Origin of the sequence: Reichenbachiella faecimaris (assembly GCF_900176375.1) — a bacterium.
GTDB lineage: Bacteria > Bacteroidota > Bacteroidia > Cytophagales > Cyclobacteriaceae > Reichenbachiella > Reichenbachiella faecimaris.
In genome coordinates, this window is record NZ_FWYF01000002.1 from 489,330 (window position 1) to 503,711 (window position 14,382).

The following is a 14,382-nucleotide window of genomic DNA, read 5'->3' on the forward strand; positions in this document are numbered from 1 at the left end:
AAATTGAAGTATTATGGCTCATAGCAATCCTCTTTTAGAATCTTTCAACACTCCATTTGGTGTACCTCCTTTTGCAGAAATCAAACTGGAGCATTACAAACCAGGAATTGAAAAATTGATAGAAAAATCTCGAAGTGAAATAGAGGTTATTGCTAATCAAACGGAGGCACCATCCTTTGAAAATACGATAGTATCTCTCGAAAGAGGTGGTCGTGATTTAGACCAGGCGGCAGAGGTTTTCTTCAACCTCAACTCAGCAGAAACCTCTGATGAAATGCAGGCCCTAGCCAATGAACTCTCCCCAATGCTGACAGAATTCAGCAACGAGATCATGCAAAATACAGCCCTGTTTGAAAGAGTAAAATCCATCTATGACAATCAGGCCAACTTCACGCTAGACAAAGAAGATCAAATGCTACTTCGAAAAACCTATCTGGGCTTTGTAAGAAGTGGTGCCAACCTCAATGAAGAGGACAAAAAAAAATATCGAGAGTTGTCTAATGCCCTGGCCATGGCTTCACTGAAATTTGGTGAAAACGTATTGGCTGAAACCAATAGCTACGAGCTCCTCTTGCAGAATCCAGATGATTTAAAGGGCCTGCCGGATGGTGCTATTGATGCAGCTGCTTTAGCTGCTGAAGAAAAAGGGCACAAAGGCATGTGGTTGTTTACGCTTCAAGCCCCTAGTTTTCTCCCATTTATGGAATATGCTGAAAATCGTGAACTGCGCGAGAAGATGTACAAGGCATACATGTCCAAAGCATACAAGGGCGATGATCTGGATAATCAGGAGAAAGTAAAGGAAATCGTGAGGCTTCGTTTTGAAATGGCAAAGGTGCTGGGCTACAATACCTATGCAGATTATGTACTCGAAGAAAGAATGGCAGAAAAGCCTGAAAAGGTAAAGGACTTCCTCAATGATTTACTGAAAAAAGCATGGCCCAAAGCCAAAGAAGAAGTAGAAGAGCTAAAAGCCTATATTAAAAAATTGGGTGACAACATAGCACTTGAAAGATGGGATTGGGCCTTTTATTCTCAAAAACTCAAGAACGAAAAGTACCAGCTCGATGACGAAATGCTTCGTCCCTATTTCCAAATGGAAAAAGCCGTAGATGGAATTTTTGAAGTAGCAAAGAAATTGTATGGATTAACATTCAAGAAAAACAACAACATTCCTGTCTACCATAAGGACGTACAAGCTTATGAGGTACTGGATGAGTCTGGCAAACATATTTCTGTGTTTTATGCGGATTTCTTCCCAAGAGCTGGTAAAAGAGGTGGGGCTTGGATGACCTCCTATCGCGGCCAATGGAAAACAGATACTGACCACAGGCCTGTGGTATCCATTGTATGCAACTTCACGCCTCCTACGGCTTCAAAACCCTCATTGTTGACTTACAATGAAGTGGAAACGTTATTTCACGAATTTGGTCATGCCTTACACGGTATGCTAGCAGATGGCAAATACAACTCATTGAGTGGTACGAGTGTGTATTGGGATTTTGTAGAATTGCCTTCCCAAATTTTAGAAAACTGGCTGATGGAAAAAGAGTGTTTGGATCTATTTGCGAGTCATTATCAAACTGGAGAATCCATTCCTGAAGATTTGATAGAAAAGATTAAAGCTTCTTCAAACTACCATGAAGCCTACCAGACCCTACGTCAGCTGAGTTTTGGCCTGATGGATATGGCTTGGCACTCACTCACAGAGGAAAACATAGAGATCTCTGATGTAGCCAGCTTCGAACAAGATGCAATGAAACAAACAGAGCTTTTCAAACCCATACCAGGTACTTGCATGAGTACTCAGTTCAGCCATATTTTCCAGGGAGGCTATGCGGCTGGATATTACAGCTACAAATGGGCAGAGGTGCTAGATGCTGACGCATTCTCTGTTTTCAAGTCAAAAGGATTATTTGATCATACTACAGCTAAAAGCTTCAGGGATAATATTTTATCCAAAGGAGGAAGTGAGCACCCAATGGAATTGTATAAGCGATTTAGAGGTCAGGAGCCTACAGTGGATGCGCTACTTGAGCGTAGTGGATTGAAGTAGTGTGTTGTCTCACCTTATTATCAGGGTATGACAAATTCTATCAAGTTCTTGTAATCAACATCTGCACAGCATAAGTAGAATTTCCATTGTCCTTTTGAGATTGTTTAGTTGGATATACCAACTGCTGCAACTCAATGACATAATTTTTATAATCTACTTGCGGGATTTGGTTATCACCAATAGACAAGGTTTTCTCTGTTCCATTAATGTCAATTTTGATTGTCAGCGTACCTTGTGTCACGCATTCTACATCCTCTGGGCAAAGTGAGTCATTGATCAGTTGAGTGAAAGTAATTTCAATAATAGAACTGTCAACATCTATTGTTTCACCTTGGGTAATAGAAAATGGTTCGCCAAGGGTTACTTTTTTTAGCTCATTGCAACAGTCTTCATTGGGATCACCACAGCTTGTCAAAACCACCAACACCCAAAATACATTCCACATTTTCATCATAATCTTAAGACCCATCCTATTTCCAAAAGGTTGACAAATAACAAAAATAAATTCAAATAGTTGGAATAAACAAAAATAGAGCTACCTTAGCGCCCATCATGAAGTTCCTAGAGAAAACCATAGCGTTTAAGGCCACACCGGCCACCACTGTCTAAAGCCTTTTAGACCCCAGCTATTTTTCCTTTTTACAACATTTATTTTTTAGTAATGACAAGTTTGATAAACAACCTTAGAAAAGGTTATAAATATTTTCTTATTGCCTTGAAAGGCGAAGAAACAGAATTCACTTCAGGCAGTATCAACAAAGCCATATTCCTACTTTCCGTGCCCATGGTGTTAGAAATGATTATGGAATCTTTGTTTGCTGTTGTTGACGTATTTTTTGTTGGCAAGGTGAGTGTAGATGCTGTAGCTACTGTCGGGCTCACGGAATCAGTGGTAATGATCGTTTACTCCATTGCCATAGGTTTAAGCATGGCAGCCACGGCCGTAGTTGCGCGTAGAATTGGCGAAAAAGACCCCAAGAGAGCAGGAGATGCTGCTTTTCAATCCATTCTTATTGCCGTATCCATGTCCATTGTGGTCAGTGTATTTGGTATCATCTATGCCGAAGATATTCTTAGAATCATGGGAGGTTCTGAGAAATTGATTGCTGCGGGTTCAGGTTACACGCGCGTGATGCTTGGTGGCAACGCCAGTATTATGCTGCTATTTCTAATCAATGGCATCTATAGAGGAGCAGGAGATGCTTCCATGGCTATGCGTTCGCTTTGGATTGCCAATGGATTGAATATCATTCTTGATCCCATTTTCATATTTGGCCTTGGGCCGATTCCTGCTTTTGGTGTAGAAGGGGCTGCTATTGCTACTACTATTGGTCGTTCCATGGGTGTATTCTATCAATTGGTAGGTCTATTTGGTGGTCAGCGAATCATTAAGCTGACCATAGACAATGTAAAAGTCAGATTCGAAACAATCAAGCGGATATTTGATATAGCCTTGGGTGGTATGGGACAATTCTTAATTGAATCAGCCAGCTGGATTTTTCTAGTTAGAATTATCTCAGAATTTGGAAGTGCGGCACTGGCAGGCTATACCATTGCATTTAGAATTATTGTATTTACGATTTTACCCTCTTGGGGAATGGCAAATGCAGCCGCTACTTTGGTAGGCCAGAATCTTGGCGCAGGAGAACCAGAAAGAGCCGAGCGCTCTGTTTGGAAAACAGCTCATTTGAATACCGGATTCTTATTTTTTGTATCCATTATTTTCTTTTGGTTCGCGCCCGAATTTGTATCAATATTCTCTAGCGAGCATATTGTGCAAGAGCATGGATCATTGGCTCTACGCGTGATCTGTGTTGGGTATATCACTTTTGCCTATGGCATGGTCATCAGCCAAGGGTTTAACGGAGCAGGTGATACGAAAACACCAGTGGTGATGAATATCATCTTCTTCTGGTTTATTCAGATTCCCTTAGCTTATATATTGGCTATTCATTTGGATTATGGTTTTCTCGGCGCTATGATTTCAGTAGCCATAGCTTTTGCTTTACATGCAGGGGCTTGTGTATACTGGTTCAGTTTGGGCAAGTGGAAGTTGGTGAAGGTCTAAAATAAAGCTACCCTAGAATAAGTCTAGGGTAGCTTTCAACTTTATAATGAATTGATCATTGCAGCAATGGAATCGTAGGAATCAATAAAAAATTGATTCACAACATCCAATCCTTGCAAAGCCATCGTTTTCAACTCTTCAAATCTTTTCATGGTTATTTGGTTTTAGTTAATTCACCAAATGTATCCAATCAAAGTTGAAAATCACTGTGCCCCTTTAATAATTTCATCCACCACCTCAGGATTCAATAACGTGGAAGTATCACCCAAACTGGAAGTATCGTTTTCCGCCACCTTTCTCAGTATTCTTCTCATAATTTTACCAGACCTTGTCTTTGGCAAGCCTGGCACAATCTGAATTTTATCTGGCTTGGCTATTGGCCCAATGATTTTATTCACAGTAGCTTTGATTTCATCCTTTAAGCTTGCTTCTGTTCTGCCTTCCGTATCACAAATCACATAAGCATATATCCCTTGACCTTTGATTTCGTGAGGATAACCAACAACAGCAGATTCAACAACCAGTGGATGTTCGTTGATTGCGTTTTCTACTTCAGCAGTGCCCATTCTATGGCCAGATACATTGATCACGTCATCTACACGGCCTAAGATTCTATAATAGCCATCCTCGTCTCTTTTCACTCCGTCGCCAGTGAAGTACATCCCTTTGTAAGTCGAGAAATAAGTATCAATACATCTCTGATGATCACCATAAGTGGTACGAATCATAGAAGGCCAAGGGAAGTTGATACACAAGTTACCCTGTACGCCATTCCCTTTTAATTCTTTGCCTTCCGCATCCACAATGATGGGTCGAATACCTGGAAGAGGCAGTGTTGCATAAGCAGGTTTGGTCGGAGTCAGTCCTGCCAAAGGAGAAATCATAATACCACCAGTTTCTGTCTGCCACCACGTATCCACAATTGGGCATTTCCCTTTTCCTATATGATCATGATACCAGTGCCAAGCCTCCTCATTGATTGGCTCGCCCACTGTTCCCAAGACTTTTAATGAGTCCAGTTTGTATGGAGTCACAGGGTCTAAACCAAAAGCCTGAAGTGCTCTAATCGCCGTAGGTGCAGTGTAAAATTGATTGACCTTATACTTATCGCAAATTTCCCAAAAACGTCCTGCGTCTGGGTAGGTAGGCACACCTTCAAACATGATAGTGGTAGCGCCAGATAATAATGGGCCATAGACGATATACGAATGACCAGTAATCCAACCTACATCTGCAGTACACCAATACACATCATCACTATTGTATTGAAATACATTTTGAAAAGAGTATTGGGTATAGACCATATAGCCTCCAGTAGTGTGTACCACTCCTTTTGGCTTGCCAGTAGAACCTGAGGTGTATAAGATAAAAAGCATGTCTTCACTATCCATTTCCTCTGCTTTGTGCTGAGTATCTACTTTTGCTGTTTCTTCATGCCACCACAAATCTCGACCCGCTTTCATTGTCACTTCCGTTTTCGTTCTTTGTGCAACAATCACCTTTTCAATAGTCGTGCATTTTTCCAGTGCTTCATCTACCACTTCCTTCACTGGAATGCTTTTCGCCCCTCGAAAATTACCGTCAGACGTCAGTACCATTTTAGCCTCACAGTCATTGACTCTGTCTGCCAAAGCGGATGAGGAAAATCCTGCAAACACCACAGAGTGTACAGCCCCTACCCTGGCACAAGCCAACATTGCGATGGCAGCTTCGGGTATCATAGGCATATAGATAATCACACGGTCACCTTTCTCAATACCATTTTTTTTCAAAACATTAGAAAACTCACATACTTTTTCGAAGAGTTGTTTGTAAGTCAAAGTAATTCCTTTCTCTTTTGGATCGTTAGGCTCCCAAATAATTGCCGGCTTATCACCCAAAGTATAAAGATAGCGTTCTAAAATGTTTTCTGTGATGTTGAGCTTGGCATTCTCAAACCATTTGACATCGGCCTTTTCAAAATTGTAATCAACAACTTTGTCCCATTTTTTTCGCCAAAAAAATTGATTGGCTACTCGTCCCCAAAAAGTTTCTGGATTGGCTACACTTTTTTCATACGCCAAAAAATACTCACTGAGATTTTCTATTTTCGTTAGCATGTTTGTTTGCTTTTGTATCTATTATATTCAATGCATCTTAAATTTATATGCTTTTAAATTTTCTAGCTCAAAAATTAGCTGAATTGCACGATTAAAGGGCTTAATGTTTGGAGAGTTATAAATATTTAAGGGAATCATTTCATTTTTTTCAATCCTATGAACAATTCACTCAAACCTCACAGTGACAAAGAGTCTATTGATCTAAAGCATTTATTGAATTTTTATCACCGTTCCACTTCAGATGACATTGATTTCTAGTTGCGACTTGTTAGGGTCTATTTCAGATGAGTCTGATAGATAAAATGTCTCTTGGCACTGTAGAGTTTATTAGTTTTGTGCTCGAATCTTAAATACCATTCGTGATGAACGAAAGATACATGCAGCGTGGCGTATCAGCCTCCAAAGAAGATGTACACAATGCCATCAAAAACATTGACAAAGGTGTGTTTCCCAATGCCTTTTGTAAAATTGTGCCAGATATGCTGGCTGGTGATGAAGCTTATTGCAACATCATGCATGCGGATGGTGCAGGCACCAAATCTTCCTTAGCCTATATGTATTGGAAAGAAACTGGAGATTTATCCGTTTGGAGAGGGATCGCTCAGGATGCGGTCATCATGAATACTGACGACTTACTTTGTGTAGGGGCGGTTGACAATATTTTACTTTCTTCTACTATTGGAAGAAATAAAAACCTGATCCCTGCAGAAGTACTGACTGCTCTGATAGAAGGTACAGAAGAAGTATTGCAAATGCTGCGCGATAATGGCGTGGATATTCGCTCTACAGGAGGTGAAACTGCCGATTTAGGCGACTTGGTCAGAACGGTTGTGGTAGACAGCACGGTCATTGGTCGAATGAAAAGAGCTGACGTGATCACCAATGAAAAAATTCAAGGTGGGGATGTGATCGTGGGACTGGCTTCTTACGGGCAAGCCAAGTACGAAAACGAATACAATGGTGGTATGGGCAGCAATGGATTGACTTCAGCCCGTCATGACGTATTTGCAAAAAAATACATGGAAAAATACCCAGAGTGTTTTGATCCATCTGTCCCCGTGGATTTGATCTATTCTGGGTCTAAAGATTTGCTGGACACTGTTGAAGGTTCTCCTTTAGACGCTGGAAAATTGGTACTTTCTCCGACTCGGACTTATGCGCCAATCATCAAACAAATGCTCGAAAACTACCGCGATCAGATTCACGGCATGATCCATTGCAGTGGTGGGGCACAAACCAAGGTTTTACACTTCGTAAACGATGTGCATGTGGTAAAGGATAATCTATTCGAAATACCCCCACTATTCAAACTGATCCACCAAGAGAGTGGTACAGACTGGAAAGAAATGTACAAGGTTTTCAACATGGGCCACCGTATGGAGCTCTACGTGCCTGAAGCTATTGCTCAAGATTTGATTCAAATTTCTGAGTCCTTTGGAGTAGCTGCGCAAATCATTGGACGAGTTGAGTCTTCGGAAACCACCAAAGCCACGATTACTTCCGTGAATGGTACGTTCGATTACTTGAAGTAAAATAACAGCTCATCAATCACTAATCCTTCCAAAACATAAAACTTTGGAAGAGTTTATGTTTAAAGCATCTCCAAAAACCACATCATTACCCAACGTCAGTCTGGGTAATCTGCTAAGAGGAAATTGATCTCAGAGAACCCACCTTCAAACCAAATGGATAGCCCTAGCTGGCAAAGTCTATGACGCTATCACAAACTGCACAATCGAAAGCTCCAATTGCACTTAGCCAAGAGTTCGGTAAATTCACCATCTCATCTCCAGGATTCTTCTTTGTTTTTCAAATGCATTGATTAATATTAGACTTCCGCCTGTTCTCAATTAATTAAATTTTTAACTTTAACACTTAACCATATTACTTATGGCAAATATTAACGTTACCATGACAGTCGATACAACCGCACTAGCTTCTGGATCGACTCCAGCACAAGCATGTATTTTACACGATTCTAACGGAGACCCTGACGGAAGTACCAATTTCGTAATCAATGCAAACCAAGGAGACACTGTTACTTTTAGCATTGCCGCTAAGGATGGCGTAACACCTGTTGCCTATAGCGCATTCAGGTATGAAGGTGGTACAGATGGGGTATTTGATCCACTACCGTCAAGCGCCAACAGTTGGGTAGGAACTGCAGCTGGAACGACTGGGGAATCAGAAAATTATTATATTGATTTCGTTTCTAACGGTAATCCTTATACTTTGGATCCTAAAATTCAAATTGACACTTAAAAAAAATCTAACCCTTCATATTGCTAAAGCCTATGCTCTTTTAGGCTTTAGTTTATTTAGCCTTACACTAACTGCTCAAAATCAGTATATAGCGGATAGTTTAATTAGCATATATGAAACTAGAGAGCTTTCTGATTCACTTCAATTAGAAGTTTTGAGAAAAATTGGCTTTAATGAAACCAATCCAAAAGTCAAATCTACATACGCCCAAAAATTGTACCTATTGGCAGAAAGCCTCTCTGATTATCTCTATTTGCATAGAGCCCTTCAGCAATTAGGCAATGCAGAAAGATTACTTGGTAATCCTGAAAAAGCGATAGAATACTTTTATTCTAGCCTCAATTCTGCCTCAAAAATTCAATACACTGCTGGTATTGCTGGAGCCCACTCCTCATTAGGTGATACATATTCTATGAACAATGATCACATCAATTCAATTAAATACTATAAAAAGGCAACATCTAGTTTTAGAGAATTAAATGATTCGATTTTTTTAGCAAGCGTATTGCTAAATGTAGGTGACGAGTACTATAGCGCTAATCAATTTGATTCTGCATTAATATATTTCTCAGAGTCTGGAGAAATATTTAGTAGGATCCATTATGAGGTAGGAACCGCTTATAATTTAGGAAACATTGGCCTTATCCATGCCGAAAATGAAAAATTTATTCTAGCTGAGCAAAACATGCATCAAGCTATTCAAATACTTAAAAAACATGGAGACTCTTATCCCATTTCTGTGTACCAAACATCTCTTGCAAATATTTACGCTCAAAAAGGAGACCTAAAACGAGCTCTGCGCTACGCACACAGCGCGCTCTCCATCGGCCAAGAAGAAGGCCTCAAAGAACAAATCCGAGACGCCAGCCTCAAGCTCTCAGAACTATACCAAACACAAGGCGATTACCGAAAGGCCTATGACTATCAAAGCCAATACATCAGCTATCGCGATAGTATCAATAATGAAGAGGTGATCCGCAAAATGGCCGATCTCCGTACAGAATATGAAGTATCTCAGAAACAGGCAGAAGTAGATGTGAAGCAAATTGAGGTTGATCTGCTCAACGAACAAGCCAGAAACAACCAGATTGTGCTATGGAGTGTGATTGTTATTTTGGTTTTGGTGTTATGTTTAACCTATGCATTGCTCAAAGTCTATCGCGTGAAGGTTCGTGCCATTCGTATCGTAAGAAAAAGAAGAAGAATCATAGCCGCTCAACGCAATCAGCTGGAAGATGTGAATCGCACGAAAGACAAGTTCTTCTCCATCATCTCTCACGACATTCGTGGGCCCATCAGCAATTTTCACGGGGTCTCTCAACTGATCCATCTATTAGTGGAGAGCAAGGACTATGATGGTCTACTTAAGCTCGGCACCATGCTAGACACCTCCACCAAAGAAGTTTCTTCTTTATTAGATAACCTATTGGAATGGGCCATGAGCCAGCAAGGGCGCATGCCTTATAAACCTGAAGAGATTAAACTTCATGAGTTGTGCAATTCTAATTTGAACATCATGGAAAATTTGGCGGCAGCCAAGCAAATTACCTTAACTGAGAAGGTAAAGGAAAAAGTAACTATCACAGCAGACAAAAACAGCACCTCTACCATCATCAGAAACTTGCTGAGCAATGCCATCAAGTTTACACCAGAAGGAGGAAGGGTTGAATTGCAGTTGACTTATGATCTCAATATGGCTGTCATTACAGTAAAAGATTCAGGCATTGGCATCTCTAGTGAAAAAATGGAACACCTATTTGATTTCAAAGGTGAGCGCACCAGTTGGGGTACAGGTGGCGAAAAAGGCGTAGGTCTAGGGCTCACACTCGTGCATGAATTCGTAGAGCTAAACAAAGGTAAAATTGAGGTAGAAAGTGAAGAAGGAAAAGGGACATCTTTCAGCGTGTTTTTGCCTTTGATTAGTTCAGATTAAGAAGCATTTCCAAAGTTTTAGAACTTTGGAAATGCTAATGACTACTACCTAAAATCTGGCATATCCAATTTCTTGGCAATTCTGTGTGCGGCATTAAGCAAACCTACGTGACTATAAGCCTGCGGAAAGTTACCCCACATACTGCCATCCTTTTCGTTTACATCTTCACTCAGCAGTCCGACATGATTAGAATAACCTACTAAGTTATCGAAGTACTCAATGGCCTCATCTAATCTTCCTACACATGCCAACGCCTCCACATACCAGAAAGCACAGATCAAGAAAGTAGTTTCTGGTTCACCAAAATCGTCCTGATGCTTGTAGCGATAAAACAACCCGTTAGACGCTTTTAGATCTTTCTCCATTGCCTTGAGGTGTTCTTTGGCTCTATCAGAATTATTATCTAAATAATTCATATTGATCAACTGCAAACAGCTCGCATCCATGCGATCTGTACCAATCGCCTGGCTGTAGCCTTTTTTGCCAACGCTGTAGCATTGCTCGATTTTTCCCTTGGCAATCTTGCCCAGCTTTTTCGCCAACTTCCCCATTTTTTCGTCTTTCAATACTACTGCGATTTTCTCTGCCGCCATACTACCTGCCCAATGGAATAAATAGGTATAGCAGTGATGCTGGCTTAGATTCCTAAACTCCCAAAGGCCTGCATCTGTCTGCTCCATGGTCTTCTCAATCAATCCCAGTGTCTTATGAATCAAATCCCCAGAATCGTACCTTTCGGTAAAAATGATTCTTTGATCATAGTACAGAGGCAATAGTGAAAGCAGTACTTGTCCATACACATCATTTTGAATATGCTCATAGGCTTGATTGCCCACTCTTACAGGTTGATTCCCTTGATACCCTTTGAGGTTGGTTTCGATTTCAATTAAATCTTTTTCGCCTCCTATGCCAAAAAGTGGCTGATACCGATCATTCTCTGCACTGGTGATATTCATGATGTAGTGGAAATATTTTTCCAACTCCTCAAAGTGACCAATGTTGTTGAAGGCATTGAGTGTATAAAAAGTATCCCGCATCCAGCAGAACCTATAATCCCAATTCCTCGTGGAACCTGGCGATTCCGGCAAACTTGTTGTAGTCGCAGCGACTATCGCTCCTGTATCTTCAAATTGATGAATTTTTAAAGTCAAAGCCGAACGAATGGCAGCCTTTTGGTAGAAGTTCGCAATGCTGGCAGTCTTCACCCATTTGTGCCAATAATTTACGGTGCGATTCAAAAACAATTCGCCGGTTTCTTTCACATCGGCCTCCAGAGGTGGTCCAAAAGTTAGCACCAGGTATTTTGTCTCATTCAGTACAAACTCCTGATCTTTCATCAAATAGCTCAAGGAAATATTGGTAGTCAATCGCACCTGGGCATCTAACCCAATGTAGCGGATATGATTGCTCCCCATGCTGCGCTCAGGCACAGTCTCTCCATAATCGCCCACAGGACTACAGATCACTTTGATATTGGGATGTTCCGAAATGGGTTCTATTTTTCTGATGAGCATCAATGGCTTATAGCTCCGCTCAAATTGCAAATATCTGGGTGCAAAGTCCGTGACTCTATACTTACCTGTGGCGCTGGTGATCTCGGTACATAGTACATTGGTATTTTCCAAATAATACTGTCTGGAGTCAAAATTACCTTCAGCTGGCAAAGCAGAAAACTCGCCCCCTTTTTCATCATCTATCATATTGCCAAAAATGAAACTGCTGTCGAATCTTGGCCAACACATCCATGCAATGTTCGTGTCTTTTTTGATATGAGCGGTATATGCACAGTTGCCAATTACACCATAGTCATAGGTATGTCTATTATCCATGTATCTGGGATTAGAATTTCAGAAAACTAGTTTTTGGATCGTGCGTTGCAGCGATTGAATTATAATCTGGCCAATTCAATCAATACGCTAAAATGATGAAATATTATCAATTAATGCCATAATTATTGCAACTTTGTTCAGCGAAAATTCATATTTATTAATAAACACACAATGAGAAAGAAAATAGTAGCGGGAAACTGGAAGATGAATAATGACCTGGAAGCAGGCAAAAAATTGGCTCAGGAAGTATTGGACAAAGCCACTGGAAACGAGGAAGCGCAAATCGTGTTGGGGACACCATTTATCCACTTGACTGCATTGGCAGAATCTGTAGTTGGTAAGAAAGGCATTGAAGTGGCCGCACAAAATTGCAGTGACAAAGCTGCTGGCGCATACACTGGAGAGACTTCTGCCGAGATGATCAAATCTACAGGTGTCAACTATGTCATCCTTGGACATAGCGAAAGAAGAGAATATTTTAATGAGACCAATGAGCAATTGGCCGCAAAACTGGATTTGGCTTTAGTTAATAATTTGACTCCAATATTCTGCTGTGGTGAACCTTTGGAAATCAGAGAAGCAGATACGCAATACGACTACGTGAAAAAACAATTGACAGAAAGTCTATTCCATTTGTCAGTTGAGGATTTTGCTAAAATTTCTATTGCGTACGAACCAATTTGGGCCATTGGAACGGGTAAAACTGCAACTGCTGCACAAGCACAAGAAATGCACGCCGAGTTGAGAAGTCACTTGGCAAGTAAGTTCGGACAAGAGGCAGCTGACGCATGTCCAATCCTATATGGCGGTAGCTGCAAGCCATCCAATGCGAAAGAAATTTTTGAAGGTGTGGATGTTGATGGTGGGTTGATTGGTGGAGCATCACTTGACGCTGATGACTTTTTGGCCATTGTCAATTCTTTCTAGAAGTGAATTAAGCAACATTTTCCCGTTATGATTTCATTTATCCTTACACTGCTGATATGGAGTTGGAGCGATTCCAATACCAGTTCAACCCAAATTGACCCATGTGAAATTTACGGCAAGGTTTATATAGAATCCAATCCAAGATTTGCACACTTTCGAGTATATGAAGATGACTCGGAAGCCTTTGCTGATATTATCATTTTTGAAGAACAGAATTCTCTATACGCAGACGAGGTAGGGCACTGGTCTTTTGTGGATGACCGAGATTTTGCTGATGTTTACATATACTTTGAAAAAGACCGAAATATGGCAGACTTCGCGGTGTACTATACCGAGTATGCTTCCTTTGCCGGCTGCAATAGATAAATGACATTTACAAAAATAATATTCCAAACTAACCGAGAATTTGCGGATATCCTGACAGCAGAACTAGCTGAAATGGGTTTCGACACTTTCGAAGAGACTGACCAAGGGCTGGATGCCTATATTCTGACCGAAAGATACGCTGCTGGTGACATAAAAGAAATGGTAGAAAAATACCAACAGCTGGCTACGATAGCCTACAAAGTAGAGACTATTGAAAAAGAAAACTGGAATGAAGAGTGGGAGAAGAATTATGATCCCATTGCAGTAGATAGCAGATGCAGAGTGCGTGCCACTTTTCACGAACCAGACGACGCTTATGATCACGAAATTGTGATTACACCTAAAATGTCATTTGGTACTGGCCACCATGCTACTACACAAGGCATGCTAGAGCTACAATTAGATGGAGAATTTGAAGGGAAGTCTGTATTAGATGTAGGTTCGGGTACAGGTATTTTAGCCATCATGGCTTATAAATTAGGTGCAAGCTATGTAGAGGCAACAGACATTGACCAATGGTGTGTAGATAATGGGTTGGAAAATTTCCAACTCAACGGCCTGCAAAACATTGATTACCACAAAGGCGCCATTAGCACACTTCAGCTTAATAAAGCCAAATATGACGTGGTCATTGCCAACATTAACAAAAACGTGCTATTGGAAGAAATGTCCTACTACGCTGGATTATTAGAAAAAGGAGGTCAGCTGTACCTGAGTGGCTTTTATGAAGAAGACATTCCAGACATAAAAAATAGCACGGATTCATATAATCTTTTGCTGGAGAAATCAGTTATAAAAGACAACTGGACGGCATTGATGTTTTCTAAATACTGACAAAGCGC

At 40.7% G+C, this 14,382-nt stretch carries 11 protein-coding genes; 8 read left to right on the forward strand and 3 right to left on the reverse strand.

Going from position 1 to position 14,382, the window contains the following annotated elements; genetic code table 11:
* The first annotated feature begins 13 nt into the window (after window positions 1-13).
* Entirely contained in the window at window positions 14-2,056 is a 2,043-nt protein-coding gene (locus B9A58_RS09985; protein ID WP_084372702.1) for a M3 family metallopeptidase, read from the forward strand.
* A 40-nt stretch (window positions 2,057-2,096) separates the two neighbouring features.
* Here the strand turns inward: B9A58_RS09985 and B9A58_RS09990 are convergent, their stop codons facing one another.
* A complete protein-coding gene (locus B9A58_RS09990; protein WP_221407848.1) occupies window positions 2,097-2,525 on the reverse strand; it encodes a hypothetical protein in 429 nt (142 codons plus the stop codon).
* A gap of 192 nt (window positions 2,526-2,717) precedes the next feature.
* Between B9A58_RS09990 and B9A58_RS09995 the strand changes: the two genes are divergently transcribed.
* The gene (locus tag B9A58_RS09995; RefSeq protein ID WP_084372704.1) at window positions 2,718-4,124 is read left to right on the forward strand and encodes an MATE family efflux transporter; all 1,407 of its coding nucleotides are present in this window, start codon (window positions 2,718-2,720) and stop codon (window positions 4,122-4,124) included.
* A gap of 203 nt (window positions 4,125-4,327) precedes the next feature.
* Here B9A58_RS09995 and acs read toward each other — a convergent pair whose 3' ends face one another.
* Window positions 4,328-6,223 (reverse strand): acetate--CoA ligase, encoded by a 1,896-nt coding sequence (acs, locus tag B9A58_RS10000; RefSeq protein WP_084372705.1) that lies wholly within the window; start codon window positions 6,221-6,223, stop codon window positions 4,328-4,330.
* A gap of 362 nt (window positions 6,224-6,585) precedes the next feature.
* On the opposite strand from acs, the gene B9A58_RS10005 reads away from it, so the two are divergent.
* From B9A58_RS10005 to B9A58_RS10015, 3 genes are all read left to right on the forward strand, one after another.
* Window positions 6,586-7,755, forward strand: a complete 1,170-nt coding sequence (locus B9A58_RS10005; protein WP_084372706.1) for an AIR synthase related protein — start codon at window positions 6,586-6,588, stop codon at window positions 7,753-7,755.
* Window positions 7,756-8,113: 358 nt separating this feature from the next.
* The gene (locus B9A58_RS10010; RefSeq protein WP_084372707.1) at window positions 8,114-8,485 is read left to right on the forward strand and encodes a hypothetical protein; all 372 of its coding nucleotides are present in this window, start codon (window positions 8,114-8,116) and stop codon (window positions 8,483-8,485) included.
* A complete protein-coding gene (locus B9A58_RS10015) occupies window positions 8,475-10,418 on the forward strand; it encodes an ATP-binding protein (RefSeq protein WP_084372708.1) in 1,944 nt (647 codons plus the stop codon). Before B9A58_RS10010 ends, B9A58_RS10015 begins: the two co-directional genes overlap by 11 nt.
* Before the next feature lie 44 nt (window positions 10,419-10,462).
* Here the strand turns inward: B9A58_RS10015 and B9A58_RS10020 are convergent, their stop codons facing one another.
* Window positions 10,463-12,247, reverse strand: a complete 1,785-nt coding sequence (locus B9A58_RS10020; protein WP_084372709.1) for a glycoside hydrolase family 15 protein — start codon at window positions 12,245-12,247, stop codon at window positions 10,463-10,465.
* A 171-nt stretch (window positions 12,248-12,418) separates the two neighbouring features.
* Between B9A58_RS10020 and tpiA the strand changes: the two genes are divergently transcribed.
* The 3 genes from tpiA to prmA are packed head-to-tail and all read left to right on the forward strand — an operon-like array spanning window position 12,419 to window position 14,374.
* A complete protein-coding gene (tpiA, locus tag B9A58_RS10025) occupies window positions 12,419-13,174 on the forward strand; it encodes a triose-phosphate isomerase (protein WP_084372710.1) in 756 nt (251 codons plus the stop codon).
* A gap of 27 nt (window positions 13,175-13,201) precedes the next feature.
* The gene (locus B9A58_RS10030; RefSeq protein ID WP_084372711.1) at window positions 13,202-13,540 is read left to right on the forward strand and encodes a 7(1) septoil knot domain-containing protein; all 339 of its coding nucleotides are present in this window, start codon (window positions 13,202-13,204) and stop codon (window positions 13,538-13,540) included.
* Complete coding sequence (gene prmA, locus B9A58_RS10035; RefSeq protein WP_084372712.1) at window positions 13,541-14,374, forward strand: 50S ribosomal protein L11 methyltransferase; 834 nt, start codon at window positions 13,541-13,543, stop codon at window positions 14,372-14,374. It abuts the gene before it with no gap.
* Window positions 14,375-14,382 lie beyond the last annotated feature (8 nt).